Consider the following 26,345-nt stretch of genomic DNA (forward strand, 5'->3'; position numbering starts at 1 on the left):
GGATACTATAAAAATTTAAAAATGTCAAATAACGAGTCAAAAAAATACAAATTGGGGATGATCGGTTTAGGTACTATGGGCCGCAACCTATTATTAAATATGGCAGATAAGGGTTTCTCTGTAACCGGTTATGATAAGGATCGAAAGATGATTTCAAAGCTGGAAGATGAAGGACACAAACATAATCTAGAAGGTTTTGATGACATCGAAGCTTTTATCAGTAGTTTGCAAACACCTAGAACACTCATTTTATTAGTTCCAGCCGGCCCCATTGTAGATAGCGTTATTGCTGAATTAAAACCGCTATTAAGTGAAGGCGATATCATCATCGATAGTGGAAACTCCCATTTTACAGATACTAACCGCAGGGTTGAGGAATTAGAAAAAGATGGTTTGCATTTCTTCGGGATGGGAATTTCTGGTGGAGAAGAAGGTGCACGTTTTGGTCCGAGTATGATGCCAGGCGGTGACAAAAAAGCCTACAATGTAGTAAAAGAAGTTTTTGAAGCCGTTGCGGCTAAGGTCGGTACAGATCCTTGCGTTACCTATATCGGCCCGGGCGCCTCTGGCCACTTTGTTAAAATGGTACATAACGGAATTGAGTATGCCATTATGGAACTAATTGCTGAAGTATATGGTGTGCTTAAAAATGGTTTAGGTTATTCAAACGAAGAAATCTACAAGGTATTTAAAAAATGGAATGAAGGCAGACTCCAATCTTTCCTATTGGAAATTACTGCTGAAATTTTCTTGTTTAAAGATACGGTTACTCAAAATGATCTGTTAGATCAAATTAAAGATGAGGCCCGTTCTAAAGGTACCGGAAAATGGACTTCGGAGGTTTCTATGGAATTACAATTGCCGATACCAACCATTAACGAAGCCGTTTCTAACCGTGATTTATCTAAGTTTAAAAAACTAAGGGTTTCATTGGAAGAGGCTTTTGGTAAAAAAGATAATAAAATAGAAATTACTGTCGATGAACTGGAAGATGCATTTTACTTCTCTATGATTAGCGCTTATGCGCAGGGCATGCACCTTTTGGTTCAGGCTTCGAAAGAATATCAATACGATTTACAATTGCAGGAAATTGCAAAAATCTGGAGAGGTGGCTGTATCATCAGGGCTAAATTCTTAGAAGATATCTATCAGGCTTATGATAAAAACAATGCATTAGAGCACTTGTTTGGAGATCCAGGTATCCAAAATATCATCAAAGATACCCTAACAGGAACCCGTAAAACTATTTCAGCGTGTATTAATGCTGGTGTAGGCATCCCTGCATTTGCTTCAACGCTTACTTATTTTGATACCATTACTACGGCTAGAATGCCTTCTAATCTAATTCAGGCACAAAGAGATTTCTTCGGAGCACATACTTTCGAGCGTATTGATCAGGAAGGTGTTTTCCATGCAGACTGGAATAAACTATCATAATTTTAACGAAAAGAATCCAAACATAAAATGAAAACCAAAGCCGCATTAAGTCCAACAATATTTGTAATATTTGGTGGTACAGGTGATTTAAATAAAAGAAAATTAGCCCCTGCACTCTATAATTTATTTATTGAAGGTTACATGCCTGAAAAGTTTGCCATTATTGGTACGGGTAGAACTGAATTTACAGATGATAGTTACAAAACGGCCTTAGAAGAGGCAGTTAATGAATTTTCGAGATCGGGGAAAGTTAAGAAAGAGAAATGGGATAATTTCGGGAACACGATTCACTACTGCCCTACCGACTTTGCACAACCAAAAACTTTCGAAAATTTAAAAGATGCAGTAGAGAAATATCAGAAAGATTATGGACCAACAACTCAGATTATCTTCTACCTGGCTGTAGCACCTAATTTCTTCCCGGTTATTGCAGAATATCTGCATAAATATAAATTGACGGAAGATGAAGACAATAGCCGAATTGTAATTGAAAAACCTTTCGGACATGATTTAGAGTCGGCCAAAGAACTAAATGCGCTGTTAAGCACCATCTTTACCGAAAAACAAATCTATCGCATTGATCATTATCTAGGTAAGGAAACGGTGCAGAATATGATGGCTTTCCGTTTTGCTAATTCGTTATTCGAACCATTGTGGAACCGATCATATATTGATCATGTGCAGATTTCGGTTACAGAACAATTAGGTGTTCAGGATCGTGGAGGATATTATGAGGGATCTGGTGCTTTAAGAGACATGATTCAGAATCATCTTTTGCAATTACTTTGTTTAATCGGAATGGAAGCACCAATTAATTTTGATGCAGATGAAATCAGAAACCGTAAAGTAGAAGTTTTAAGAGCTATGCGTCCGTTTTCTGCTGAAGATATTCGTTTTCATACCGTACGAGGCCAATATAGTAAAGGTTGGGTAGAAGGAAAAGAAGTGCCGGGATACCGCCAGGAAAAAGGTGTAGATGCCCATTCTAATACCGAAACATTTGCTGCAGTTAAATTTCATATTGATAACTGGAGATGGCAGGGCATTCCATTTTATTTAAGAACCGGTAAGCGTTTAAATCAAACCTCATCTTTAATTACGATTCAGTTTAGAGATGTGCCTCATCAGATTTTTTCTTCTGGCGTAACAGAAAACTGGCAACAGAACCGTTTGGTCATCAGCATTCAGCCTGAAATGAGTATTCGTTTGCAAGTTCAGGCAAAACGACCAGGATTAGATATGGTTTTAAATCCTGTAGACATGGTATTCGATTATAAAGGAACTTACGAAGGTGATACGCCTGAAGCTTATGAAACCTTACTTTTGGATGCCATGATGGGTGATCAAACACTCTTCATGCGTGGCGACCAGGTAGAAGCAGCATGGGAATTGGTAATGCCGATTTTAAATACCTGGGAAAGTAAAAAATCAATTAATTTCCCTAATTATCCTGCTGATAGCTGGGGACCAGAAGAAGCTGAGGCACTTATTGCGAGAGACGGTTTTCATTGGTTTAATTTACCGCTTAAAAATAAAGAATAATATTAAAGCTGTTGTTCGTTTTTCGTCTATCATCACAGACGGAAAGCGAACAACGAATAACGTACAAACATGAACTTACTTATTTACAAAACACTGGAAGAATTAAATCAGGATTTAGCTGATTACGTAATTAAGATCGCAGAAATGTCGATCGAAGAAAATGATCGCTTTAACTTTGTTTTAACTGGCGGAAGTTCTCCAAAAGCATTGTACCATTTGTTGGCGACAGAATGTAACCATAGAATTGACTGGGAAAAAGTTTATTTTTTCTTCGGTGATGAAAGAAATGTTCCCGCTAATGACGACAATTACAATGGTTTGATGGCGAAGAAAACTTTGCTTGATCCACTTGGAATTAAAGAAGATCATATTTTTTATGTTGATACTACACTTGCTCCTGAAAAGGCTGCAATTGAATATAAGAAAGCAATCGATAAACACTTTAATGGTGAAGACCTCATTTTTGATCTAATTCTTTTAGGAATGGGCGATGATGCACACACGGCATCTATCTTCCCACATACCACATTGGTAAAAGATCAGGAAGTTGATATTGCTTCGGTATTTGTAGAAAAGTTAAATACCTACCGCATTAGTTTTACTGCTCCATTAATCAACAAAGCAGATAACGTTGCTTTCCTTGTTTTCGGTGAAAATAAAGCGGAAGCATTGAAGCATGTGATTAATGATCAGGAAAAGAATTTAGATTTATATCCTTCTCAGTTAATTGACCCTATTGATGGAAAATTAACCTGGTTTACGGATGAGGCGGCGACTAAGTTATTAGAATAAAATAGTTAATACGTTTTCGTATTATAATGACGGAATACACAACGCGTGTATTCCGTTTTTTGTTAAAATTTGGGACAAAATATCGAGGTGATCCGGGCTTACTGGTTTCCCAGTCTGGTAGTAAAATCTGAAATTATATTCTGATATTTTCGAAGCAGCCTATCCCAATCGTGAAACTGCTCATCGGCTTTTACACTGGTTAATGGCATACCAGAATATTCACTCACCAACTTTACTTTATAGGTTAACGGATCACTTTTAGAGAGCTTGATAATCAACCTGGTACGGATTGTGTTTTGAGCAAAACTTTGAATACTCCAGGCGGTACGCAAATAAGATGTCTCTTTATCAGCAACCTCAATCGCATCAAAATAATCTGTTACAATTTGATTGGCACGCTTCCAAACATCATTGATTTCGAGTTTCTTATTTACTTCAATGGAAAAGTCGATATTGGCCTGATCAGTTTTGATAGAAGCTTCTTCAGCATCATCTTTTTTCATATCGAAAAACTGTTTTTTGGGAGGCTCTGTCATCCCCTTTTTATTGCAATAGGTTTGCTCATAACGTAAGAATCCTGATTTATTAATTTTTACGTTCACACAAGAATTTTTTGGAACTTTAATTTTCAGACTACCTGTACCCAGGCTCTGTCCATCTACAATAATTTTGGCATCGGGTTCTGATGCGGAAACCTCTACTGTTTGGGCTTTTAGGACTAATGTGCACATCAGGCACACCAGGAGCATAATTAATTTAGACTTCATAAATGTATTTTACTAGGTTACAGTGGTAAAAATACGGTACGAAGTACAGGTAATAAATACCCGGTATCGGGTATATTCCAGATTAGCAAAATACCAAACTAAAATTCAAAAAAAATCGAGCTTAACGATTTAGATCAGGCTCGATTTGTATATTTTTCCGAAGATATAACTAATCATCATTGTATTAATAATGTAAGTAACTGATAATCTTAAACTTCTTTCAAATTTTCTTCAATGAGTAGCTTAATAATTCCATCCGCCATGCCAACTTTAGGAACATAAATTTGTTTAATTCCAGTCCATTTCATTAAGGTTAAATAAATCTCAGACGCCGGGATAATTACATCTGCACGATCTGGGTTTAATTTTAGCGTGTTAATCCTTTCTTTTAAAGAATAGCTGGTTAACTTATTATATAATGCATTTAATTTTTGAAGGGAAAGCGGTGCATTTTCTTTCTCCTCACTCATCCTAAAAAGTTTATTAATATTGCCACCGGTACCTATTCCAGCAAGGTTCTTATGACCTTTAGTATGGTCTTTTACCCATTCTTTCATCTCTTCCCAAGTTTCTTCCTTATCCTGATTATCCAACATCCTGATCGTACCAATATCAAAAGAACGTGAGGCTTCTGGTGCACCCTTTACAAAGATGGATAGTTCCGTACTTCCTCCACCCACATCAATGTAAAGATAAGTTTTACTGTCGTCAAGATTGGCTTCGATATGGTTGGCATAAATAATATTAGCTTCACGCTGTCCTTCGATAATTTCCAGGTTGATATCTGTTTTATCCTTAATCATTTTCACGATATCCTGTCCATTCTGTGCTTCACGCATGGCAGAAGTGGCACAAGCTAAATATTCTGATACATGATAAACATCCATCAAGTTTTTAAAAGCCATCATGGTTTTAATTAAATCTCCGGCCTTTTTTTCGGAAATTTGTTTATCTAAAAAAGCATCATCACCCAAACGAAGCGGAACACGAATTAAAGTATTTTTCTTGAAACTGTAATTTCCATCTTGTTTGTTGATATCTGCAATGAGTAACCTCACTGCGTTAGAACCGATATCTATAGCTGCGTATCTTAACATTATGCTTGGTGCTTGGTTTTTAAGTAGTTGTAGGTATCAACCTGTGCGCGGATTTTTTTACTTAACCTGTTTTTATGGTATCTGTTATTGTTTAGGGCGTTAATTTGACGGGCTTTCGTATTGTCTTGCAATTGGAGGTCAATAATATCCTGAATTTCCTGCTTCACATCCGGATCCAGAACTGGAAAACCAACTTCTACCCTATGCTCAAAGTTCCTGCTCATCAGGTCGGCTGATGATAAATACATATCATTTTTGCCATTATTACTGAAAATGTAAACCCGGGCATGTTCCAAAAATTTATCAATGATGCTAATTGCTGTGATATTTTCACTAAAGCCTTTTACGCCTGGTACTAAACAGCAAATCCCGCGAATAATCAATTGAATTTTTACACCAGCATTGCTGGCATCATAAAGTTTAGAAATCAATCCTTCATCTGCTAAACTATTTACTTTCAGCAAGATATAGGCAATCTTTCCAGCTTTTGCATTTCTGATTTCGCGGTTAATAAAGTTCACCAGTTTAGAACGGCTTTCTAAAGGTGAAACAATGAGGTGCTTATAGCCTTTGGTTACCGTACGTTTGCTTAGGGCATCAAATAACTTGACCAAATCATTTGTAATTTCTTTTTTTGCAGTAAAAATACTGTGATCGCAGTACAAACCGGCTGTCTTTTCATTAAAATTTCCTGTCGCCAGATTGGCATAATAAACAGGTTTTTCTTTTTCAATTCTTTTTACCAGGCAGATTTTAGAGTGAACCTTGTAATCGGTTAAGCCATAATTTACTTTCACGCCTTCTTCCATCAGGCGGGTAGTCCAGAATATATTGGCTTGTTCATCAAACCTGGCTTTAAGTTCCAGAAGCACAGATACAGCCTTTCCGTTTTTAGCGGCATTGATTAATGCATTGATTACTTTAGAGTTCTCTGCAAGTCTATATAGTGTAATCTGAATTTCGGTAACCTTCGGGTCAATAGCTGCTTCGCGAAGGAATAAAATAATGTAATCGTAAGACTGGTATGGCAGATTCACCAGATAATCGCGCTGTGCTACTTTAGCAAACATACTTTGCGTGCGATGCAGATCATGAACTTTTAATGGCACGTTAGGTGCATATTCTAGTTCCTTTTTGCCTACATTAGGAAAGGAAATAAAGTCGCCAAATTTATGATATCGGTTGCCAGGAATCAGACTTTCTGCTTCCAGTTTTAGTTTGTTTACCAAAACAGTAAGCATATTCAGCGGCATAGCAGAATCATATAGTAAACGCATAGGCTTACCTTTTTTACGCTTCTCCAGACTGCTTTTTAAGTCTTCAATAAATTTATCGTTGATGTTTTTGTCTATATCTAATTCTGCATCACGTGTTAACTGAATAGAGTAGGCTTCCAGGTTATCATATGTGAAAACATAAAAAATATCATCAAGGCAATAACGAATAATGTCTTCGGCCAGAATGATAAATTTAAGATCATTAGTTTCTGGTAATACCAGAAATCGTGGCAAGTTGGGTGGAATTTCAATTAAGGCATATTTCTCTCTAATTTTAGTATCCTTTTTTGAAAGTTTAACGAAGAAATACAGATACCGGTCTTTTAGCTCTGGAAATGGTTTATCCATATCCAACATAATAGGTACCAGATTTGATAAAATCTTATCGCGGAAATGATTTTTCACAAACTCACCTCTGCTTACATTTAATTGGGTATCATTGAGAATGAAAATCCTATTTTGTGCAAGTTCGTTGATGAGTGTTGCCTGGAAAAGCTGATCGAATTTACGTTCCTGCTTTACAACAATATTTTTTATTTCATTGAGAATTTTTCTTGGGTTGAAACCTAAAAGTGCTTTGGCTTTATCGTTCAGGTTAGTCAGCCGCGTCATCGTTGCCACCCGCACCCGATAAAACTCTTCGAGGTTGGATGAAAAGATAGAAAGAAACTTTATTCGTTCAATAAGCGGGACAGTTTCATCAGCGGCTTCCTGCAATACACGCTCGTTAAAGTAAAGCCAACTTATTTCACGATTTAAAAATGGTATCTTCTTCTTGCTCATTTAAAAAAATAAAAAATCCCCACCAAAGCAGGGATGCTCAAAACTGCATATTAATTTGTTAATTCAATGTTAATTCATGCACGAGTTAACGTTAACAAATTATTTTTTTGTGGTTGCCTTAACGGCTTTTTTAACTACAGGAGCAATTTTTTCTTGAGTTGCTGATGCAGTATCTTTCGCAGCGGTAGTTGTTTTTGTAACCGCTTTCTTTACAACGCTTGCCACCTTAGCTGGCGCATCATCGATTTCCTCCTTTGCCGCTTCAACTTTAGGGGCAACAATATCTTTAGCCTTGTTAGCAGACTTTTCTACTTCTTTGATTGATTTAGCAATGGCTTTCTCTGCTTTTTCTTCTGTTGCAATCGCAGCTACTTTAACACTTTGAACCACAGGTTTGGCTTTAGAAATTGCTTTCTTAACTACTTTGGCTGCGCTTTTTTCGGCTTTATTTGCTGCCTTATCCAGTGGTTTTTTAACTGCTTTTGCCTTCTCTTTGGATGAGTGTAAAATATCATCAATTTTATGTCCTACATCAGATTTAATCACGGTGAACTTTTTCGTTAATTTCTTTGCCACGCGCTTGCTCGCTTTAGCCACTTCTGAACTAATCTCTGAAGCATCATGCCCAAGACTCCTTATTACTTCTAAAAACTGAGCGGTTAAGGATTGTTCTAATTGTTTTGTTGCATCTTTTTTTAATGCTTTTTTTTGAGGCTTAGCTTTAGTGGTTTTCATAATATTTTTCGTTTTTTTGTGCAATCGATTTAATTTCTCATAAATCTACTAATTTTTACCTTAAAGCTAAAACCATGCCTTCTTTTGATATTGTAAGTAAAGTTGATGCGCAGACTCTTGACAACGCAATTAACAATGCTAAAAAAGAAATATTAAACCGTTTCGATTTCAACGGTTCGAAAAGTACCATTGATCTGGATAAGAAAACAAATATCATAACAATTGTTACTGAAGATGATATGCGTTTAAAAGCAATCGAAGGTTCCATTATTTCCAGAATGATGAAACAAGATCTGGATCCAAAAAGTATGGATTTCGGTAAAGAAATTATTGCCTCAGGCAACATGATCCGTAAAGAAATTACCATTAAAGAAGGATTGGATAAGGAAGCTGCTAAAAAAGTGGTGGCAAAAATCAAAGCTAGCGGATTAAAAGTTCAACCTTCTATTATGGATGATCAGGTTCGGGTTACGGCTAAAAAAATCGATGACCTTCAGGCGGTGATTACGCTTTGCCGCGGATCGGATTTTGATCAGCCTTTGCAATTCATTAACATGCGTAACTAAAAAATTTAGTTGTAGATAAGGATCATATCCGTACTAACTGTATTTATCTTTTTCATAATCCTTATGCAGATAACCGAAAGTGACTTTCTGTTTTCAGATCAGAAAGAGCTCCTTCAGATAGACGCTATTCATAGTTATTTGAGTAAAGAATCTTACTGGGCAAAAAACATTCCATTGGATATTGTTAAACGATCTATAGACAATTCATTGTGCTTTGGGATATATAAAAAGGGAGAACAGATAGGTTTTGCCCGCTGGGTTACGGATAAGGCAACTTTTGGATGGCTTTGCGATGTTTACATTTCAACTGCTTACCGTGGTTTAGGCTTATCTAAAAAGCTTATGGCCTTTATGATTTTTCATCCGGATCTGCAAGGTTTACGTCGTTACCAACTGGCTACATTAGATGCACATCGCTTATATGAGCAATATGGATTTAAGGCGCTTGAAAATCCCGATAGACAAATGGGAATTGTATTACCAAATCCTTATCAAAATACAGATACTGAAGTGGATTAAAACCTTTTAATTTATCTCTTGTTTTAGAGATATATTAAAACAAAGACAATACATGAAAAAGATATTTATTTTATCCTCAATCGTTGCTGCTTCGGTTAGTTTTCAGGCATGCCAAACGGCAGATAAAAAATCATCAACTACAAAAGATAGTGTTTCTGGCGATACCTCCATGGTTAATGGAAACCATGTTGCAGGATCTGAAGTAGTAGAATCAGGAATTGATGAGGCTGGTGCTACATTTTTAAGAAAAGCAGCTGTTGGCGGAATTATGGAGGTGGAAGCGGCAAAGATTGCACAAAAAAATGCTTCTAGTCAGCAAGTAAAGGATTTTGCAGCTAAAATGCTCGAAGACCATACCAAAGCCAATAAAGAATTGAAAGAATTTGCAGTTAAAAAGAAGGTAATTACACCTGATGCTTTACCCGCAGAAGACCAGATCCACCTGGATGAGATGAAAAAGATTACAGGTGTAGCATTCGATAAACATTATATGGGCATGATGGTTACCGATCATGAGAAGACAGTTGCCCTATTTAAGGATGGAACCCAAAATAGAGATGCAGGATTAAAACAATGGGCTACAAAAACCCTTGCTGTGATAGTACAACATAATGAAATGGCGAAAAAGATAGCTGTAGATTTAAAATAAATTTAAACTAAATTCAATAATTTATCAATCCCAAATGGATCCCATTTGGGATTTTTTCTTGTCATAAGTTTACCAAACATCATTTTTAATACAATTTATTCAGATTAAAAAAATTAAAATTAACTTTCGACGTTTAATCACAAAAATACATAAATGAATAAGAATAGAATTTTCAATGTACTCTTAACTGGTGCATTCGTTATTGCAGTTCCGTTATTTGCTAGCGCACAAAAAGCTAACTGGCAAAACCTTGATTTAAAAACAGATTCTACTTTTGGGATCAGCACAGAAAAAGCATATAAAGAACTTCTGAAAGGTAAAAAATCCACCAAAGTGATTGTTGCTGTTAATGATGGCGGTGTAGAAGCTACGCATGAAGATCTAAAACGGATCATGTGGGTTAATACCAAAGAAATTGCAGGCAATGGTAAAGATGATGACAAAAATGGTTATGTAGATGATATTCATGGTTGGAACTTTATTGGCGGTCCAAAAGGGTCGGTGAATTTTGAAACCCTGGAACTTACTCGTTTAGTAAGACGCGATCAGGCTCGTTTCGCCAACACCACTGACGCTACCGTTGCAGAAAAAGATAAACAAGATTGGGAAGCTTTCAAAACAAGAAGGGCAGATCTGGAAAAACAATTGGGTGAAGCAAGACAAGGTTTAGCGGGTATTGCAGGTTTTAAGAATGCATTAGATGCTGTAGTTAAAAAAATTGGAAAAGAAAATCCAACTGCGGAAGATTTCAAGAATTTCAAGCCTGCTAATGAGCCAGAATCACGCATACAAGCAGTGATGTCTGAACAATTAGAAAAAGGAAATTTTAAAGATTTTTATGAAGATCAGATTAAGGAAGGTGTAGATTATTATACCCGACAAGCTGAATATAATTTAAATTTAGATTACGATCCCAGAGCAATTGTGGGAGATAACCCCAACGATTCAAATGAGAAATTTTATGGGAATAACGATGTAACTGGTCCTGATGCAATGCATGGTTCACACGTAGCTGGAATTATTGCAGCTGATAGAACGAATAATCTTGGGATTATGGGCGTTGCAGATAATGTTGCCATCATGGGCGTTCGTTGTACGCCAAACGGTGATGAGCGTGATAAAGATGTGGCTAACGGTATTCGTTATGCAGTAGATAACGGTGCGAAGGTAATAAATATGAGTTTTGGAAAAGCGTACAGCTGGGACAAAGCGATTGTTAATGATGCCATGAAATATGCGGCTTCAAAAGATGTTTTAATTGTACAGGCAGCTGGTAATGAAAACAAAGACATTGATACCGAAATCAATTTCCCTAACCATAAAGATTTAGATGCAAAAACCATTGCATCATGGATCACTGTTGGTGCTTCCGGCGCTAAAGATGATGAAACTTTAAAAGCAAGTTTCTCAAACTTCGGTAAAACACAGGTTGATGTTTTTGCTCCTGGTGTTCGCATTCATTCTACTGTTCCAGGATCAAAATATAAAGATTTAGACGGAACAAGTATGGCTTCTCCGGTTGTGGCTGGCTTAGCTGGCTTAATCCGTTCTTACTATCCTAAATTGTCTGCTGCACAGGTAAAAGAAATTATTGTTAAATCAGTTACAAAAGTCAATCATAATGTTTCCTACAAAAAAGGAGATGAAGAGACTGGAGAAACAGTTTCCGTTCCTTTCTCTGATTTATGCATTAGTGGTGGTGTTGTAAATGCTTATGATGCCTTGAAATTAGCAGCTACGTATGGCAAAAAATAATCTGTCAGTTTAATTATAATTATGCTTATTGAAGAAGGGCGAATTTCATTTTGAAATTCGCCCTTCTTAGTTTTATCCGTTGGACGGGATTTTTAATTTGCTTCTCTAACTGCTGATTTTAAATCCGTAATTTAAAGAGTCGGGATCATGTTGGTCGAGATTTATAATCTCGTCCTTCCTTAACTACTGATTTAAAATCCGTAATTTGAATAGTCGGGATTAGAGATCCCGACTAACAATAGAACCTACTAGGCTAAAATCTTATCAGGTGTAATCGGCAGTGTTCTGATTCTTTTACCTGTTGCATTGAAAACCGCATTGGCCACCGCTGCAGAAAAACCAATCAAGGCAATCTCTCCCATTCCCTTGGCGCCCATTGGATTAATATGTGGATCCGGTTTATTGATGAAATGAACCTCTATTTCAGGAATATCTGCGTTTACCGGAACATGATAATCGGCAAAGTTATTATTGATGTACCTTCCATAGCGGTGATCAATAATGGATTCTTCTGTTAAAGCCATCCCCACGCCACCTACTGCACCACCTACCATTTGACTTCTTGCCGTTTTCGGACTCACAATGGTACCCGAATCTCCGACAGAAACAATTTTATCTACCTTCACCACACCAGTTAAACTGTGAACTTTAACCCTTACAAAGTGGATGGAAAATGAATACATAGAATATTCTTCCCGTTCTTTTCCCGCCTGACTTTGCTTCATCACTTCAATAGACGGTAAGTTATTTTTCTTTAATACATCCACAAATTTAGATGCCGCATCCATATTAGAATTGGCTGCCAATTCAGCCACCGTTGATTTTAAGGCAACACAAACATCATTAACAGCAGAACCTACAGTAGAAAGCGTCGCAGAACCACCCTGACTTGGTGCCGGAGGCAATGAAGAATCTCCTAGTTCAAACTTTATTTTGTCTGTCGGAATTTTTAATAACCGACTAGCGATAAGCACCATACCTGTTCCGGTACCCGGACCAATATCACTAGTTGCACTTTGAAGCACTAAAGATCCATCGGCTTTCAATATTCCTTTCACACTGGCTCTGCCCCTATTTGCATTGAATACACCAATACTTACGCCATAACCCATTTTCCACTGACCATCTACCAAACTTCCAGGTTTGTTTTTCCGCTCACTCCAACCAATTTTCTGTGCACCTATCCGGTAAGCTTCTTTAATATTTTTATCAGAAAATGGTTTATCACGCTGTTGATCTCGCTCTGGATCATTCTTAATTCTGAACTCGAGCGGATCCATATCCAGCGCATGGGCCAATTCATCGATCGCACTTTCCAGCGCGAATGCTCCTGTTGCCTCACCTGGTCCACGCATCCAGATTGGAACGCCTAAATCAACAGGAACAACTGTATATTGGGTGTTTACATTATCGCATTGATACATGAACTTTGCCATATTCACTACGCCCTCCGTAAAATTTTCGTAAACAGAAGTTTCACCAAATGCCCGATGCGTAATACCGGTTAACGTTCCATCTTTCTTAGCACCTAATCCAATGGTTTGAATAGCAGCAGGACGATTTCCAACCATGGTAAACATCTGCATACGGGTAAGTACCAGTTTGACAGGTTTACCAATTTGTTTGGAAGCCATCACTGTGGCAATTTCAGCTGGCCAGGTTCGTAAAGCCATTCCGAAACCACCGCCAACAAATTCAGAATTTACCTGAATATTCTCAACAGGAATTTTGAAAACGTTTGCTATGGTACCCTGAGTAGCTTTAACGCCTTGTGTTTTTGCATAAACCACTACCTGATTATTTGGTTTCCAATCTGCAATAATCCCGTGTAATTCCATAGGATTATGCGTTTCGATCGGGAGATGGTACTTCTCTTCTACTTTAACTTCAGCCGTTTGATAAGCATTTTCTATCCCGCGTTTATAATCTGGCTGGCCCTGTAGTTTTTTTGACTGCGCATCGCTAACGGCTTTTTCGAAATCAGTATTAAATGAATCTTTTGTATAAGATGCTTTAACTAAAGAAGCGGCATAAGTAGCCCGTTCAAAAGTATTAGCTACTACTATGGCAATGGGTTGCCCATTATAAAATATTTTATCAGTGTAAAATATTTTCATTGGTGAACCACCCTCTTGCTCATAAGCTGGCGCTGAAGGTTTGTTCAGGTGAGAAACCACTGCAATCACACCAGGCGCTTTTTCTGCAGCCTTTGTATCTAATGATGTTATCTTCCCTTTTGTTATGGTACTCGTAACCAGAACACCATAGGTTAATCCTGGCAATTCATATTCGGCAAAATATTTAGCTTTTCCCGTCACTTTGAAAATACCGTCTACTCGGTCATTCTCATCTTTTATTAATCTTTGTTCCATGATTAAGCTTTTGATTTTGCAATGGTTAATGCTTCGACAATTGAATTTGGAGCCATTTGAAGTTTAAAATCATTTTCTCCATAACCTTTCGCATCGATCATGGCCAGCTTTGCAGCCTGCTCAAAATTTTCAACTGTGGCTTCCCTACCTTTCAAAAAGTTCTCTGCAGCCGTTAAACGCCAGGGTTTATGTGCCACACCTCCCATTGCAAGCCGAACATCTTTAATTTTGTTTTCTGAAAGTTCTAATGCAGCACCAACGGATACCAGTGCAAACGCATAAGACGCTCTATCTCTTACTTTCAGGTAATGAGAATTTTTATGGAGATTATTGGTAGGAATCTCCAGCCTAACAATCATTTCATCAGACTTTAAATTGTTATCCAACTGTGGGTTATCACCTGCCAGGCGATGAAAGTCTTTAAATAAAACCTTGCGTTCCCCTTTAGTGCTGGATAGAACAACAGTCGCATCTAAAGCGACTAATGCAATACACATATCGCTAGGATGTACAGCAATGCATTGATCTGATGTACCAAAAATTGCATGCATTCTATTAAAACCACCAATTGCTCCACAACCAGTGCCTGGCTGCCGCTTATTGCAAGGCATTTCTGTATCATAAAAATAGCCACACCGCGTACGTTGCATCATGTTTCCGCCAACAGTTGCTACATTTCTCAGTTGAGCAGAAGCACCAGCATTTAGTGCCATAGCTAGCAATGGCAGTTTATCTTTAACTAATGCGTGTTCTGCAACGGCAGTGTTTGAAGCCAGTGCTCCAATCATTATTTTATCGCCAATCGCCTCGATTTGTTTTAAGGGTACGTGGTTAATATCAATCAGTTTTTCAGGAGCGGTAACACCTCGTTTCATCAAATCAATCAGGTTGGTACCGCCTGCAAGAAATTTAGCGTTTTTATCTTTCGAGATCAATGAAAGCGCAGATTTTAAAGTTGTTGTTCTTAAATATTGGAAGTTGATCATACTTTCGTTCCTCCTTTCGATACTTCAACAATTGCATCAACGATGTTAGGGTAAGCGCCACACCTGCAAATGTTTCCACTCATGTATTCACTTATTTCAGCACGCGAATTTGTGTGTCCTTCATTTACACAGGCTACAGCAGACATGATTTGTCCTGGGGTACAATACCCACATTGGAAACCATCATGTTTAATAAACGCCGCCTGCATTGGATGTAGTTCCTCGCCATCAGCTAAGCCTTCGATAGTGGTAATTTTTTTTCCTTCATTCATTACCGCTAAACTTAAACATGAGTTTACCCTTTCTCCATCTATATGTACGGTACAAGCACCACACTGGCCATGATCACAACCTTTTTTCGTACCTGTTAAGTGCAGCTCTTCTCTTAAATAATCAAGAAGGGTTACTCTCGGTTCAACGGCTGTTTGATATGCTTTATTATTTACAGTTAAATGGAGTGGAATTTTTTCAAATAGTTCAGCGAAACGCTCATCAGCCTGGTTTTCTGCGGCTTTTACGGCAACGGTTGGTGTGAGGGCAATGGCAGTTATGATAGAGCTTTTTTTTAGGAAGTCTCTCCTGCTGTCTCCCTGATTCGGTTTCTGATCAGATGATTGCATAAGTAATGTTTTGTAGTAATGTGCAATTTTAAAGATCGTTATTCTTATGATGGGATTTTCTCAATTAAAGAATTTAGAATTATTCTATTAAGTAAAATTTATGTTTCGTTTCGATGCAAATATTTCGCTGCGTAACCAACCGAATTTGAATTATGATAGCAACACCAATTACATTTTAAGCAGTTAAATTTTAAAATGCGTAAATAATTACGAAAATGTGAAGTCAATTTCTATTTTTATAAAATGGAAGATGCAAAACCACTACCAAATTTATCATTAGAAGAGCAACGCGTTCTCGGATCGTTAATAGAAAAAAGCAGAACTACGCCTGACTATTACCCGATGACTCTAAACAGTTTAACTGCGGCATGTAACCAGAAAAGTGCTCGGAATCCGGTTGTAAATTATGACGAGGAAACAGTCACCTTAACGCTAGATTCGTTGAAAATAAAAGGCTTAATCTCTAAAGCTACAGGTGGTTCAAGTAGGGTAATTAAATACAAGCATAATCTTGGAATTGTTTATCCATTAATCCCATCAGAACTATCTATTCTTTGTTTGCTGTTGCTACGTGGCCCATTAACACCGGGAGAAATTAATAGCAATGCTGGTAAACTCTATGAATTTGATAGTATCGAAGAGGTATTAGATCAACTTATTAAATTATCTGAAGGAGAGCCAGCTTTCGTAAAACAACTGCCTAAGAAAACTGGTCAGAAAGAATCCCGCTTCATTCATTTACTTGGAGAACAAAGCGAAATTCAGGAAACAAATCAGCAAGCCCCGGAAACAACAATTTTCCAACCCAATGAAGCGTTGGAAAATCGTATTTTAAGACTAGAAAAAGAAGTAGAAGATTTAAAAGAAATGGTTAATCTTTTAATGGATAAGTAAAAATGCCAAACGATTGATCGAAACAAAAAACGATAAACGAACAAAATTAACCTTCGTATTTCTTAAAAATTGTACTGGCTACATGCCCACCAAAACCGAAAGTGTTATTTAACACATAGTTGATATCTTTTTTAATAGTTTGTCCGAGAACAATATTTAATCCTTGTGGGATCTTTTCATCAAGTGTTTGGGTATTAATTGTTGGCGGAATGATACTATCTCTGATGGCTAGTATACTAATCAAACTTTCAACCGCACCAGCAGCACCAAGTAAATGCCCTGTCATTGATTTGGATGCACCAATAATTACGTTTGAGTCGCCAAAAACTGTTTTAATGCCATTCAATTCACTTAAATCACCAAGACCAGTTGAAGTTGCATGTGCATTGATATAATCAATTTTATCTGCAGTTATTCCGGCATCGTTTAATGCTTTTTTCATGCCTAATGCAGCACCGATACCATCAGGAGGAGTTCCGGTTAAGTGATAAGCATCTGCAGCCATTCCGCCACCTACAATTTCCGCGTAAATAGATGCACCACGCTTAATAGCATGTTCAAGCTCTTCTAAAATTAAGGCACCAGCACCCTCTCCCATTACAAATCCATCTCTACTTTCATCGAAGGGTCTTGATGCCGTTTCAGGACTATCGTTTCTTTTAGACAATGCCTGAGCCGCGTTAAAGCCACCAACAGAAGCTTCGGTAATTGCAGCCTCTGAACCACCGGCAACCATTATATTTGCCTTACCTAAACGGATGGTATCAAAGGCATTGATTATTGCGGTGTTTGAAGATGCACATGCAGAAACGGTGCAATAATTCGGACCACGCAGTTTGTGGCGGATAGAAATGGCACCAGCCGCAATATCTACAATCATTTTAGGGATGAAGAATGGACTGAATCTTGGCGTTTTATCTCCCTGATGAAATTCTGCTAATTGTTGCTCAAAGGTAGAAATACCACCGTTTCCTGTTGCCCAGATTACGCCCACCTCAGCAAGTTGATCATCACTCATTGAGGTGAAATCTAATCCTGCGTCATTAATCGCTTCGTCGCTTGATGCAATGGCATACTGCGTAAACGTATCATATTTTCTGGCCTCTTTCTTGTCCAGGAAGGATTCAGGATTGAAGTCTTTTACTTCTGCTGCAAAATGTGTTTTAAACTTACCGGTATCAAATTTGGTAATTGGGCCAACGCCACTTTTACCTGCTAAAATGTTTTCCCAGAAACTTTTAACGGTATTTCCAAGGGGCGTTATCGCACCCAATCCTGTTACTACTACTCTTTTCATGCTATGATTTTTTCGGTTGCTTTAATAAATAAGTAACCAGTGTTTGATTTATTTGGTGATTGATATTCTTAGCATCTTAATTAATACAGATGATTTACCCAATTGGCTCATTAGTATGAATTAAAATGCTGTTCAATCTTAGATTATCAATTTTGATATTCAGGCGCAAATATCATTATAATAAGGCCTAAAGTCATTTTCTTTTTCATCTTCATCCAGATAATCCAGTAATTAGTTAATATTGAGGTTTTTCTATTTTTATTTGAAATTTAGATCGAATCATAATGGTCTTAATTATCGTGATTAGCTAAGATTATTAATATATGCCGTTAAAGATTCCCTAAGCATTTCACGTGTTGCCAGGTTATCGGTAAGTCTGGAAATCATGATTCCTCCTTCAATTATAGCAATCATTGTTAAAGCAATCTGTTCGGGATTAGCTTCGGTTGCTATTTCACTATTGGCCATGCCAGCCCGAATTAATTTAACAATCCTGTTCTTCCAGGCTAAAAGCGCAATTAAAGCTCTTTCCCGGAGCGCCGGATGAGTATCATCAGCATCAATAGAAGTATTCAGGATCGGGCAGCCGCCAGGACAAAATTCACCCTTTATTAATTCCTGGTATACCAACGAATACGCCAAAAGCTTATCTTTAGTAGCAGGTTGTTTAGCAATTAGCGCTTCTATTTTCATTTCTACAGTTTTTATATTGTAGTCGAAGGCGGCCAAAGCGACATCATCTTTATTGATAAAATTTCCGTAAATACTCCCTTTTGTTAAACCAGTGGCAGTAATCATATCATTTAGCGACGTCCCGGAATAACCTTTTTTATTAAAAATGGATGCAGTCTTCTCAACAATATAATGCCTTGTCTTTTCTGATTTTGTCATATTAATTTACAGTAAGCAAATATATACCGATCGGTATTTTTATTTGTCATGAACCTGTACTATTAATTTTTTATGCTGTTTTTCAATTTACCGGTAAATTATCAGTAGTAACATCCATTATAACAAAGCGTGGTTTACAAACGCAGCAGGATTATTAAAATACCTTGTATGTCGTCGATATCAATGAATTGCTTAATCCAAAGACTTATTGGGATAATATAACCTGAAACGTATTACAAAGTGAAATCTGAATACGATGCTGAAACCTTCGTTTGAATTTTGTAACTTTGATTGATGAGTACAACAGAAACTATTGAAGACTTCTATCTAAACAAATTTAGTTTTTTACCCGAGAACCTGCAGAAGGGTGTTGGCCATTTTAATGTTTTCAAACTGGAGGATTGTCTTCGTGATGACAGTAAACAAATAAGTTATAACCGCAGAGATTTTTACAAAATCACGCTTAACAGGGGTCATAACATTTATCATTATGCAGATAAGAGTATCGAAATAAATGGCACCGCCCTAATGTTTTTTAATCCATTGGTGCCATATACATGGGAACTAGCAAGTGGCAGTAAAAGTGATGTTACTGGTTTTTTCTGCATTTTTACAGAGGCTTTCTTCACTGAAAAAATTCGCGGAAACATTGGTGATTTACCCATGTTTGCTCCCGGAGGTAAACCAGCATATATACTAGATGAGAAACAAGATACCGTATTTTCATCAATTTTTACCAAAATGCTCGAAGAAATTAATACCGATTATATATACAAATATGATTTATTAAGAAATTATATTACCGAGATTACCCATTTCGCACTAAAAATGCAGCCGTCAGAAACTTTATTCAAACATACTGATGCCAATGCCAGAATAACTTCAGTATTTACCGAATTACTGGAACGCCAATTCCCGATAGAAACCACTTCACAGAGATTTACCATGCGATCTGCAAAGGATTATGCAACGCAACTTTCGGTTCATGTTAATCATTTAAACCGCGCAATTAAAGAAACTACTGGAAAAACCACTACGCATTATATTACAGCGCGTTTATTAAGTGAGGCAAAGGCATTGCTAAAACACACTGATTGGAACATATCAGAAATTGGCTATTGTTTAGGTTTTGAAGAACCCACTCATTTTAATAACTTTTTTAAAAAACTGACTAAGCATACGCCCACCTCTTACCGAATTGTTTGAATTTCGTAATCATCAGTTTGAATAGCGTAATATTCCAGATCAACCTTCAGCGTAATTTTGTCTTAACAAAAAGGATAAAATTATGGGATATAAAAAAGTTTGGTTTGTAACAGGTGCATCGAAAGGCTTAGGGCTAAGTTTAGTGAACCAGCTGCTAAAAGCTGGTCAGTATGTTGCGGCTACTTCCAGAAATATTAATGAATTAACATCTGCCGTAAATTCCAATTCAGAAAAATTTCTGCCGATTACTGTAGATCTGAGCAGTGAACAAAGTGTAGAGCAAGCCATTAATGCAACGATTACTCAATTTGGAAGAATAGATGTGATCATCAATAATGCGGGTTATGGCATTGGCGGGAGTATAGAAGAACTAACCGAGAAGGAAACCCGAAACAACTTTGATGTAAACGTATTCGGAACGCTCAATGTGATCAGGAAAGCTATTCCTCACTTAAGAGCACAAAAATCAGGACATATCATTAACATTTCGTCCATTGCCGGCATTAATGGTGCAACCGGATGGGCAATTTATTCAGCTACAAAAGCTGCAGTGATTGCATTCTCGGAAGTTCTGGCTGAAGATGTTAAAGCTTTTGGAATAAAAGTAACTGTGGTGGCACCTGGTGCATTCAGAACAAATTTTCTAACACCAGAATCGCTAATACTCCCCGAAAATCCAATTGGAGATTATGAAGAGGTTCGCGAGGCTCATGCCAGATACATAAAAATGGATGGCGCACAGGTCGGTGATCCTGAAAAAGCTGCAGCGGCTATGATTTCGTTGGTAAGCATGCCAAACCCACCTATTCATTTATTGCTTGGAAATGATGCACTAACGAGAGCAACAGGAAAATTAGCGGCATTAACAACAGAAATTCAAACTTGGAAGGCGATCACAATATCTACCGACTTAGATGGATAATTTAGTATTCGCATCTAATAAAATTACAGATACAAATAATAATTAAAATAAATTTATGAACAGTAAAAAAGTATGGTTTGTAACCGGCGCTTCTAAAGGCCTCGGACTTACATTAGTTAAAAAATTATTAAGCATTGGCTATCAGGTTGCTGCAACTTCAAGAAATCTGGATGACCTATCGAAAGCAGTTGGAAATGATGAAAACTTCCTGCCCTTATCAGTAGATCTATTAAACGAAGAAAGTGTAGAAACTGCTGTAAGCAAAACCATAAGCAAATTCGGTCAGTTAGATTTTGTAGTGAATAATGCTGGTTATGGAATGCTAGGTGCATTAGAAGAATTGAGCGACAAAGAAGCCCGTGAAAACTTTGATGTGAACGTTTTCGGTTCACTGAATGTAATCAGGAAAGCTTTGCCTCAAATGAGAAAGCAGCATTCCGGACATATTTTCAACATCTCTTCAATTGGTGGTTTTACGGGTAATTTCCCTGGATTCGGAATCTATTGCGCAACAAAATTTGCGGTTGCTGGTTTCACAGAATCCTTAGCAGCTGAAGTAAAATCAATGGGTATAAAGGCGACTGTTATAGAGCCGGGATATTTCAGAACGGAATTTCTTGCTTCGGGCTCATTAGCGGTTCCATCTAATCCAATTGACGCCTACAAAGAAGTTCGTGATTCGCAGGCTGCACATCAAAACGACATCAATAACCAACAGCCAGGTGATCCGGCAAAAGGTTGTGATGTGATCATTGCAGTAGCGGAAAGTGAGCATGCGCCACTGCATCTGTTTCTTGGTCCGGATGCTTACTCGCTCGCAGAAACTAAAATAAGTGATGTTCAGCGTGATATGGAAACCTGGAGCGCTTTAGCCACAGCAACAAATTTCTAATATTACAATGACGAATTTAACTTACGAAGTTTAGCTGGCGTATCCAACGGAAAACTTCGTAAGTTTTATGCCAAAGTTGCCCGCACTGAACCCTTTAGCGATATTATTCATACCATCCACCATCGGTAATGTCGTAACCTAATTGATTTGATTTATATTATTATTAGCAAGTTAGTTACACTGGAGCGGATAAAACCTTTTTTTACTGAAGACTGGCTTAGTTTGGCGCACCATTTTTCTGCCATTAACTTCTTTCCGAAGATGTGCGACGATGCAATCTCGTTTACGACTATTTGATGGAGATTGCTTCAGCAGATGAAGAATCAGTTTTTCAAAGACTATTCTACAAGAGATTTACTTAACTTACTGAAAATCTAATAGCGTATTTTTCAATTCCGTTTCGGTAAATTCCTTCTCGTAAAATCTTCGCTTCTGTTTATTGACGAACAATGTTGCCGGGATTGCGCCAGACCATTGTTTGTCAATACGTTGAAGATCAGCTTGTCGGTCTTGTGCGTTAAAGATAAAAACCTCGGCATTAAGCTGATTTTTCTGAACAAATGGGATCACTGTATTTTGTAGTTTAGACTTAAAATCTAAACTTACTAATAGCACTTTAACAGGTTTATCTAAATTGGCTAGTCGTAGTTTCTCGAAATTTGGCAGCTCTGCTACACATGGCGAACACCAGGTAGCCCAGAAGTTAATTACATAAGTCGTATCGTTTCCTTCAGCAATGCGGCTGTCTAAATCATCAACTGAAAACAACCTCACTTGTGCACTTACAGCATAACTGATAAAAGATAAACAGATGATCAAAAATAGTCGCATAGATTCTTCTATAAATAACTTTACAAGTTAATTTCTCTGGTTTTGAAAAAAAAGCATTTAATCATCGCTTCATGAATAAAATATGACGAGATGCCAACGCTCTCCATTAATTCACTGTGCCTGTTTTAACCAATGCTTTTTGATAAGCAGGTAAGTTCAGTTCATCTACAATCACTCCCCTGTTCGTACTGGCATGCACAAAAAAACCGTTATTTAAATATACACCTACGTGGTCTACATTTCCTCCACCAAATGAAAAGAAAACTAAATCTCCCTCCTGCAGTGAATCATAGTTTTTTTTCCTCGCAAAATTTGCCTGATCTCTTGAAATTCTTGGCAGGGTAACGCCGTAAATTTCTTTCTCCAGTAAAAAAGCAAAGCCAGAACAATCTATACCCTGTTTATCTAATCCTCCGAAACGATACTTTACGCCTGTCCAATCGGTAATAAACTTATAAAGCTGTCTACTTTTTAAATTTGCCATGGCATCTGCCGCTTTGGATGCTTTTGTATCACTACGTACGGTATACTTCCGACTTCCGCAAGATGCTAAAACCATCACAAAAAAAAAGATGATAAAGTAAGGATAGCGCTTTTTCGTTTTAAGCATATGATGTGTATTTCGGTCTAAACCTTAAAATAACATTTTTAAATTTACAGTATTTTACAACTAATTATCTTTTATCAGTCGTTGTATTTCATCTAATTTCAGCAAGGCTTCTACTGGTGTTAACGCATTTACATCAAGATTATTAAGCGTATCCCGAATTTTAACTAAAACAGGGTCATCTATGGCGAACATTTGTAATTGATAAGCCTGATTCTGAACTTTTTTAATGCTATCCTTAATACTTTGTCCTTCTGTTCTATCAATTTCTAATTTCTTCAGAATTTCATTTGCACGACCAATTAATTTTGGAGGCATCCCTGCCATTTTTGCTACATGAATTCCGAAACTATGCTCACTTCCTCCAGGAATCAGTTTTCGAAGAAAAATCACTTTATTGGTCATTTCTTTAACTGATACATTGAAATTCTTGATCCGCGGCATGGTATTCGCCAGTTCATTTAATTCGTGATAATGCGTTGCAAAAAGTGTTTTAGGCCTGGCCGTAGGATGTTGATGTAAGAACTCGGCAATTGCCCATGCTATAGAAATGCCATCATACGTACTTGTTCCACGTCCTATTTCATCTAATAAAATTAAACTATCATCTGAAATATTATTCAGGATACTGGCGGTTTCGTTCATCTCTACCATGAACGTACTTTCACCAGAAGAAATATTATCAGATGCCCCTACACGAGTAAAAATTTTGTCTACAATTCCAACTTCAGCATCCTTGGCTGGCACAAACGAACCCATTTGAGCCATGAGCACGATTAATGCAGTTTGTCGCAAAATTGCAGATTTACCTGCCATATTGGGGCCAGTAATCATGATGATCTGTTGCGAATCTGTATCTAAATAAACGTCGTTGGTAATGTATTCTTGTCCTACAGGTAGTTGTTTCTCAATTACCGGATGGCGACCACCTTTAATATCAAGCACCTTTTTAGTAGTTACTTTCGGTTTATTGTAATGATTTTTTTCAGCGAGCTGTGCAAAGCAAAGCAAACAATCCAGTTGTGCAATCAGAAAGGAGTCTAGCTGGATTGGTTTAATGTAACCTGCTGTTTCATACATCAGTTCATTGTATAATCGAATCTCAATGGCCTGAATTTTTTCTTCAGCACCTAAAATCTGATCTTCGTACTCTTTCAGTTCAGGCGTGATATATCGCTCTGCGTTTACCAAGGTTTGTTTCCGAATCCAACCTTCAGGTACTTTATCTTTATGGGTATGGGTAACTTCTAAATAGTACCCAAAAACATTATTAAAAGCAATTTTTAAAGACGGAATTCCGGTGGCTTCCGCCTCACGCTTTTGAATCTGAACCAGGTAATCTTTACCGCCAAAGGCGATCTTTCTCAAACGATCCAACTCCTCATCAATGCCATCAGCAATCACATTTCCTTTAATCAGTACGGCAGGAGGCTCTGGTTGAATTTCTTTTTCAATCCGGTCCCGAATGGCAAAACAAGGATTTAACTGATCGGCAATTTTAATTAAATATGGGTTTTTCGAATCAGCTGCCAGCTTTTTAATAGATTCAATATGATAAAGTGCTCGTTTTAAGGCAACCAACTCCCGCGGACCAACTCGCTGCAGACCTACCTTAGAGATTAATCTTTCTAAATCACCAATTTGTTTAATATGGATTAAAAATTGTTCCTGTAATTCATTATTTACTACAAAATATTCCACCATTCCCAATCGCTCCTGAATAGGCTTTAGCTCTTTCAAAGGCATAATAATCCATTTCTGCAACAAACGAGCGCCCATTGGCGTACAGGTATGGTCTAAAATATCAAATAAGGTAACCGCATTATCATTGGGAGAATTGACCAGTTCGAGGTTCCGAATGGTAAAACGATCCAGCCACATGTAACGATCTTCTTCAATTCTGCTGATTGAGGTGATGTGTTGCAGGTTTTTGTGTTCCGTTTCACCCAAATAGTGTAAAACTACACCTGCAGCAACAATTCCACTTTGTAACCGATCTATCCCAAAGCCTTTTAAAGAAGTTACATCAAAATGTTTCATCAATGTTTCATTTCCATAGTCGGAAGTGAAGGGCCAGTCATCTAAGCCAAAAGTATAGAAACGGTCACCAAAATTTTCTGTAAAAGTTTGTCTTTTAGATTTTTGAAAAATCACTTCAGTCGGTTTAAAACCTTGAAGTAATTTGTCTATATAGTCACTATTTCCCTGAGCGATCAAAAATTCACCTGTAGAAATATCCAGGAAAGAAACACCCATTTGTGTTTTATCGAAGAAAACACAAGCTAAAAAATTATTGGATTTTTGATTTACGATGTTATCTCCATAAGCCACACCAGGCGTAATGAGTTCTGTAACCCCGCGTTTAACAATCGATTTTGTAGCTTTTGGATCTTCCAACTGATCGCAGATGGCCACACGTTGCCCTGCCCTAACCAATTTGGATAAATAATTATCTAAAGAATGGTGCGGAAAACCCGCAAGTTCTAAAGCACCACCATTTGGCCCTGTACCTCTTCTTGTTAAAACAATACCTAAGATTTGTGATGTTTTAATAGCATCCTCTCCAAAAGTTTCGTAAAAATCGCCTACCCTGAAAAGTAGTAATGCACCCGGATACTTCGCTTTAATTGCGTTGTACTGTTGCATTAATGGGGTTTCTTTATTCGTGTCTTTAGCCAAAACTGAAATTAATTTGCAAAAGCTATAAAGATAATAGGATTCTGCTTTTTATGACTGTTTTGTTGAAAAATTGAATGATTATTTACGGTTGAACATGGCCTCGCCTAGTGCTAATTTATAGCGCAAGATGAAAATAACATCTTCTAATAAGAAAAATATAAATTACAAAACAATGTTAGTCTGAAAATCAACGGATTAAAACTTAACCATAGCCATTTAAAACGTTTTC

The 26,345-nt window shown here is 37.4% G+C and carries 23 protein-coding genes; 11 read left to right on the forward strand and 12 right to left on the reverse strand.

Features of this window, described 5'->3' with window-relative positions:
* Positions 1–21: 21 nt before the first annotated feature.
* From gndA to pgl, 3 genes are all read left to right on the forward strand, one after another.
* Positions 22–1,437, forward strand: a complete 1,416-nt coding sequence (gene gndA, locus SOM16_RS20695; protein WP_320465895.1) for an NADP-dependent phosphogluconate dehydrogenase — start codon at positions 22–24, stop codon at positions 1,435–1,437.
* 27 nt (positions 1,438–1,464) lie between these two features.
* Entirely contained in the window at positions 1,465–2,979 is a 1,515-nt protein-coding gene (zwf, locus tag SOM16_RS20700) for a glucose-6-phosphate dehydrogenase (protein WP_320465896.1), read from the forward strand.
* A 69-nt stretch (positions 2,980–3,048) separates the two neighbouring features.
* Positions 3,049–3,771 carry a 6-phosphogluconolactonase gene (gene pgl, locus SOM16_RS20705; protein WP_320465897.1) on the forward strand — a complete coding sequence of 241 codons (723 nt, stop codon included), beginning with the start codon at positions 3,049–3,051 and terminating at the stop codon, positions 3,769–3,771.
* Positions 3,772–3,869: 98 nt separating this feature from the next.
* Here pgl and SOM16_RS20710 read toward each other — a convergent pair whose 3' ends face one another.
* From SOM16_RS20710 to SOM16_RS20725, 4 genes are all read right to left on the reverse strand, one after another.
* Positions 3,870–4,538: a hypothetical protein gene (locus tag SOM16_RS20710; protein WP_320465898.1), complete on the reverse strand. Its 669-nt coding sequence runs from the start codon at positions 4,536–4,538 to the stop codon at positions 3,870–3,872.
* Between the two features lie 209 nt (positions 4,539–4,747).
* Complete coding sequence (locus SOM16_RS20715) at positions 4,748–5,635, reverse strand: exopolyphosphatase (protein ID WP_320465899.1); 888 nt, start codon at positions 5,633–5,635, stop codon at positions 4,748–4,750.
* A complete protein-coding gene (gene ppk1 / locus SOM16_RS20720; RefSeq protein ID WP_320465900.1) occupies positions 5,635–7,695 on the reverse strand; it encodes a polyphosphate kinase 1 in 2,061 nt (686 codons plus the stop codon). Before ppk1 ends, SOM16_RS20715 begins: the two co-directional genes overlap by 1 nt.
* A gap of 99 nt (positions 7,696–7,794) precedes the next feature.
* Positions 7,795–8,430 (reverse strand): hypothetical protein, encoded by a 636-nt coding sequence (locus SOM16_RS20725; RefSeq protein ID WP_320465901.1) that lies wholly within the window; start codon positions 8,428–8,430, stop codon positions 7,795–7,797.
* A gap of 74 nt (positions 8,431–8,504) precedes the next feature.
* Between SOM16_RS20725 and SOM16_RS20730 the strand changes: the two genes are divergently transcribed.
* The 4 genes from SOM16_RS20730 (at position 8,505) to SOM16_RS20745 (ending at position 11,919) form a co-directional block, all read left to right on the forward strand.
* A complete protein-coding gene (locus SOM16_RS20730) occupies positions 8,505–8,996 on the forward strand; it encodes a YajQ family cyclic di-GMP-binding protein (protein WP_320465902.1) in 492 nt (163 codons plus the stop codon).
* 63 nt (positions 8,997–9,059) lie between these two features.
* The gene (locus SOM16_RS20735) at positions 9,060–9,515 is read left to right on the forward strand and encodes a GNAT family N-acetyltransferase (RefSeq protein ID WP_320465903.1); all 456 of its coding nucleotides are present in this window, start codon (positions 9,060–9,062) and stop codon (positions 9,513–9,515) included.
* A gap of 52 nt (positions 9,516–9,567) precedes the next feature.
* On the forward strand, positions 9,568–10,164 hold the full coding sequence (locus SOM16_RS20740; protein ID WP_320465904.1) for a DUF4142 domain-containing protein: 597 nt from the start codon (positions 9,568–9,570) through the stop codon (positions 10,162–10,164).
* A 153-nt stretch (positions 10,165–10,317) separates the two neighbouring features.
* The gene (locus SOM16_RS20745; protein WP_320465905.1) at positions 10,318–11,919 is read left to right on the forward strand and encodes a S8 family peptidase; all 1,602 of its coding nucleotides are present in this window, start codon (positions 10,318–10,320) and stop codon (positions 11,917–11,919) included.
* A 248-nt stretch (positions 11,920–12,167) separates the two neighbouring features.
* Here SOM16_RS20745 and SOM16_RS20750 read toward each other — a convergent pair whose 3' ends face one another.
* From SOM16_RS20750 to SOM16_RS20760, 3 genes are read right to left on the reverse strand one after another with little or no spacing between them, the layout of a single operon-like run.
* Positions 12,168–14,291, reverse strand: a complete 2,124-nt coding sequence (locus tag SOM16_RS20750) for a xanthine dehydrogenase family protein molybdopterin-binding subunit (RefSeq protein WP_320465906.1) — start codon at positions 14,289–14,291, stop codon at positions 12,168–12,170.
* 2 nt (positions 14,292–14,293) lie between these two features.
* Complete coding sequence (locus SOM16_RS20755; RefSeq protein ID WP_320465907.1) at positions 14,294–15,277, reverse strand: FAD binding domain-containing protein; 984 nt, start codon at positions 15,275–15,277, stop codon at positions 14,294–14,296.
* Positions 15,274–15,897, reverse strand: a complete 624-nt coding sequence (locus SOM16_RS20760; RefSeq protein ID WP_320465908.1) for a (2Fe-2S)-binding protein — start codon at positions 15,895–15,897, stop codon at positions 15,274–15,276. The genes SOM16_RS20755 and SOM16_RS20760 overlap by 4 nt, the downstream gene beginning before the upstream one ends.
* A 243-nt stretch (positions 15,898–16,140) precedes the next feature.
* Here SOM16_RS20760 and SOM16_RS20765 point away from each other — a divergent pair, with 243 nt between their 5' ends.
* Positions 16,141–16,791, forward strand: a complete 651-nt coding sequence (locus tag SOM16_RS20765; protein WP_320465909.1) for a YceH family protein — start codon at positions 16,141–16,143, stop codon at positions 16,789–16,791.
* Positions 16,792–16,837: 46 nt separating this feature from the next.
* On the opposite strand, the gene fabF is transcribed toward SOM16_RS20765, so the two are convergent.
* Complete coding sequence (fabF, locus tag SOM16_RS20770) at positions 16,838–18,088, reverse strand: beta-ketoacyl-ACP synthase II (RefSeq protein WP_320465910.1); 1,251 nt, start codon at positions 18,086–18,088, stop codon at positions 16,838–16,840.
* A 303-nt stretch (positions 18,089–18,391) separates the two neighbouring features.
* Positions 18,392–18,979, reverse strand: coding sequence for a TetR/AcrR family transcriptional regulator (locus tag SOM16_RS20775; protein WP_320465911.1), 588 nt, complete (start codon positions 18,977–18,979; stop codon positions 18,392–18,394).
* 294 nt (positions 18,980–19,273) lie between these two features.
* On the opposite strand from SOM16_RS20775, the gene SOM16_RS20780 reads away from it, so the two are divergent.
* The 3 genes from SOM16_RS20780 to SOM16_RS20790 all read left to right on the forward strand — a co-directional run bounded on the left by SOM16_RS20780 (position 19,274) and on the right by SOM16_RS20790 (position 21,999).
* Positions 19,274–20,185 (forward strand): helix-turn-helix domain-containing protein, encoded by a 912-nt coding sequence (locus SOM16_RS20780; protein WP_320465912.1) that lies wholly within the window; start codon positions 19,274–19,276, stop codon positions 20,183–20,185.
* Positions 20,186–20,267: 82 nt separating this feature from the next.
* On the forward strand, positions 20,268–21,107 hold the full coding sequence (locus SOM16_RS20785) for an SDR family NAD(P)-dependent oxidoreductase (protein WP_320465913.1): 840 nt from the start codon (positions 20,268–20,270) through the stop codon (positions 21,105–21,107).
* A 55-nt stretch (positions 21,108–21,162) separates the two neighbouring features.
* Positions 21,163–21,999 carry an SDR family NAD(P)-dependent oxidoreductase gene (locus SOM16_RS20790; protein ID WP_320465914.1) on the forward strand — a complete coding sequence of 279 codons (837 nt, stop codon included), beginning with the start codon at positions 21,163–21,165 and terminating at the stop codon, positions 21,997–21,999.
* A 363-nt stretch (positions 22,000–22,362) separates the two neighbouring features.
* On the opposite strand, the gene SOM16_RS20795 is transcribed toward SOM16_RS20790, so the two are convergent.
* The 3 genes from SOM16_RS20795 to mutS all read right to left on the reverse strand — a co-directional run bounded on the left by SOM16_RS20795 (position 22,363) and on the right by mutS (position 26,083).
* Complete coding sequence (locus tag SOM16_RS20795) at positions 22,363–22,830, reverse strand: TlpA disulfide reductase family protein (RefSeq protein WP_320465915.1); 468 nt, start codon at positions 22,828–22,830, stop codon at positions 22,363–22,365.
* A gap of 106 nt (positions 22,831–22,936) precedes the next feature.
* Positions 22,937–23,440, reverse strand: coding sequence for a C40 family peptidase (locus SOM16_RS20800; RefSeq protein ID WP_320465916.1), 504 nt, complete (start codon positions 23,438–23,440; stop codon positions 22,937–22,939).
* Between the two features lie 60 nt (positions 23,441–23,500).
* Positions 23,501–26,083 carry a DNA mismatch repair protein MutS gene (gene mutS, locus SOM16_RS20805; protein ID WP_320465917.1) on the reverse strand — a complete coding sequence of 861 codons (2,583 nt, stop codon included), beginning with the start codon at positions 26,081–26,083 and terminating at the stop codon, positions 23,501–23,503.
* Between the last annotated feature and the right edge of the window lie 262 nt (positions 26,084–26,345).

Source organism: Pedobacter sp. CFBP9032, from assembly GCF_034045265.1.
GTDB lineage: Bacteria > Bacteroidota > Bacteroidia > Sphingobacteriales > Sphingobacteriaceae > Pedobacter.

What these genes read in the sequence shown, in the direction of transcription:
- SOM16_RS20800 (WP_320465916.1), bottom strand. Translation starts at nt 23,440, where the DNA reads ATGCTTAAAACGAAAAAGCGCTATCCTTACTTTATCATCTTTTTTTTT.
- SOM16_RS20730 (WP_320465902.1), top strand. Translation starts at nt 8,505, where the DNA reads ATGCCTTCTTTTGATATTGTAAGTAAAGTTGATGCGCAGACTCTTGAC.
- fabF (WP_320465910.1), bottom strand. Translation starts at nt 18,088, where the DNA reads ATGAAAAGAGTAGTAGTAACAGGATTGGGTGCGATAACGCCCCTTGGA.
- SOM16_RS20715 (WP_320465899.1), bottom strand. Translation starts at nt 5,635, where the DNA reads ATGTTAAGATACGCAGCTATAGATATCGGTTCTAACGCAGTGAGGTTA.
- SOM16_RS20755 (WP_320465907.1), bottom strand. Translation starts at nt 15,277, where the DNA reads ATGATCAACTTCCAATATTTAAGAACAACAACTTTAAAATCTGCGCTT.
- SOM16_RS20750 (WP_320465906.1), bottom strand. Translation starts at nt 14,291, where the DNA reads ATGGAACAAAGATTAATAAAAGATGAGAATGACCGAGTAGACGGTATT.
- SOM16_RS20710 (WP_320465898.1), bottom strand. Translation starts at nt 4,538, where the DNA reads ATGAAGTCTAAATTAATTATGCTCCTGGTGTGCCTGATGTGCACATTA.
- ppk1 (WP_320465900.1), bottom strand. Translation starts at nt 7,695, where the DNA reads ATGAGCAAGAAGAAGATACCATTTTTAAATCGTGAAATAAGTTGGCTT.
- gndA (WP_320465895.1), top strand. Translation starts at nt 22, where the DNA reads ATGTCAAATAACGAGTCAAAAAAATACAAATTGGGGATGATCGGTTTA.
- SOM16_RS20745 (WP_320465905.1), top strand. Translation starts at nt 10,318, where the DNA reads ATGAATAAGAATAGAATTTTCAATGTACTCTTAACTGGTGCATTCGTT.
- SOM16_RS20725 (WP_320465901.1), bottom strand. Translation starts at nt 8,430, where the DNA reads ATGAAAACCACTAAAGCTAAGCCTCAAAAAAAAGCATTAAAAAAAGAT.
- SOM16_RS20740 (WP_320465904.1), top strand. Translation starts at nt 9,568, where the DNA reads ATGAAAAAGATATTTATTTTATCCTCAATCGTTGCTGCTTCGGTTAGT.
- SOM16_RS20775 (WP_320465911.1), bottom strand. Translation starts at nt 18,979, where the DNA reads ATGACAAAATCAGAAAAGACAAGGCATTATATTGTTGAGAAGACTGCA.
- SOM16_RS20785 (WP_320465913.1), top strand. Translation starts at nt 20,268, where the DNA reads ATGGGATATAAAAAAGTTTGGTTTGTAACAGGTGCATCGAAAGGCTTA.
- pgl (WP_320465897.1), top strand. Translation starts at nt 3,049, where the DNA reads ATGAACTTACTTATTTACAAAACACTGGAAGAATTAAATCAGGATTTA.
- zwf (WP_320465896.1), top strand. Translation starts at nt 1,465, where the DNA reads ATGAAAACCAAAGCCGCATTAAGTCCAACAATATTTGTAATATTTGGT.
- SOM16_RS20795 (WP_320465915.1), bottom strand. Translation starts at nt 22,830, where the DNA reads ATGCGACTATTTTTGATCATCTGTTTATCTTTTATCAGTTATGCTGTA.
- SOM16_RS20780 (WP_320465912.1), top strand. Translation starts at nt 19,274, where the DNA reads ATGAGTACAACAGAAACTATTGAAGACTTCTATCTAAACAAATTTAGT.
- SOM16_RS20760 (WP_320465908.1), bottom strand. Translation starts at nt 15,897, where the DNA reads ATGCAATCATCTGATCAGAAACCGAATCAGGGAGACAGCAGGAGAGAC.
- SOM16_RS20765 (WP_320465909.1), top strand. Translation starts at nt 16,141, where the DNA reads ATGGAAGATGCAAAACCACTACCAAATTTATCATTAGAAGAGCAACGC.
- SOM16_RS20790 (WP_320465914.1), top strand. Translation starts at nt 21,163, where the DNA reads ATGAACAGTAAAAAAGTATGGTTTGTAACCGGCGCTTCTAAAGGCCTC.
- SOM16_RS20735 (WP_320465903.1), top strand. Translation starts at nt 9,060, where the DNA reads ATGCAGATAACCGAAAGTGACTTTCTGTTTTCAGATCAGAAAGAGCTC.
- mutS (WP_320465917.1), bottom strand. Translation starts at nt 26,083, where the DNA reads ATGCAACAGTACAACGCAATTAAAGCGAAGTATCCGGGTGCATTACTA.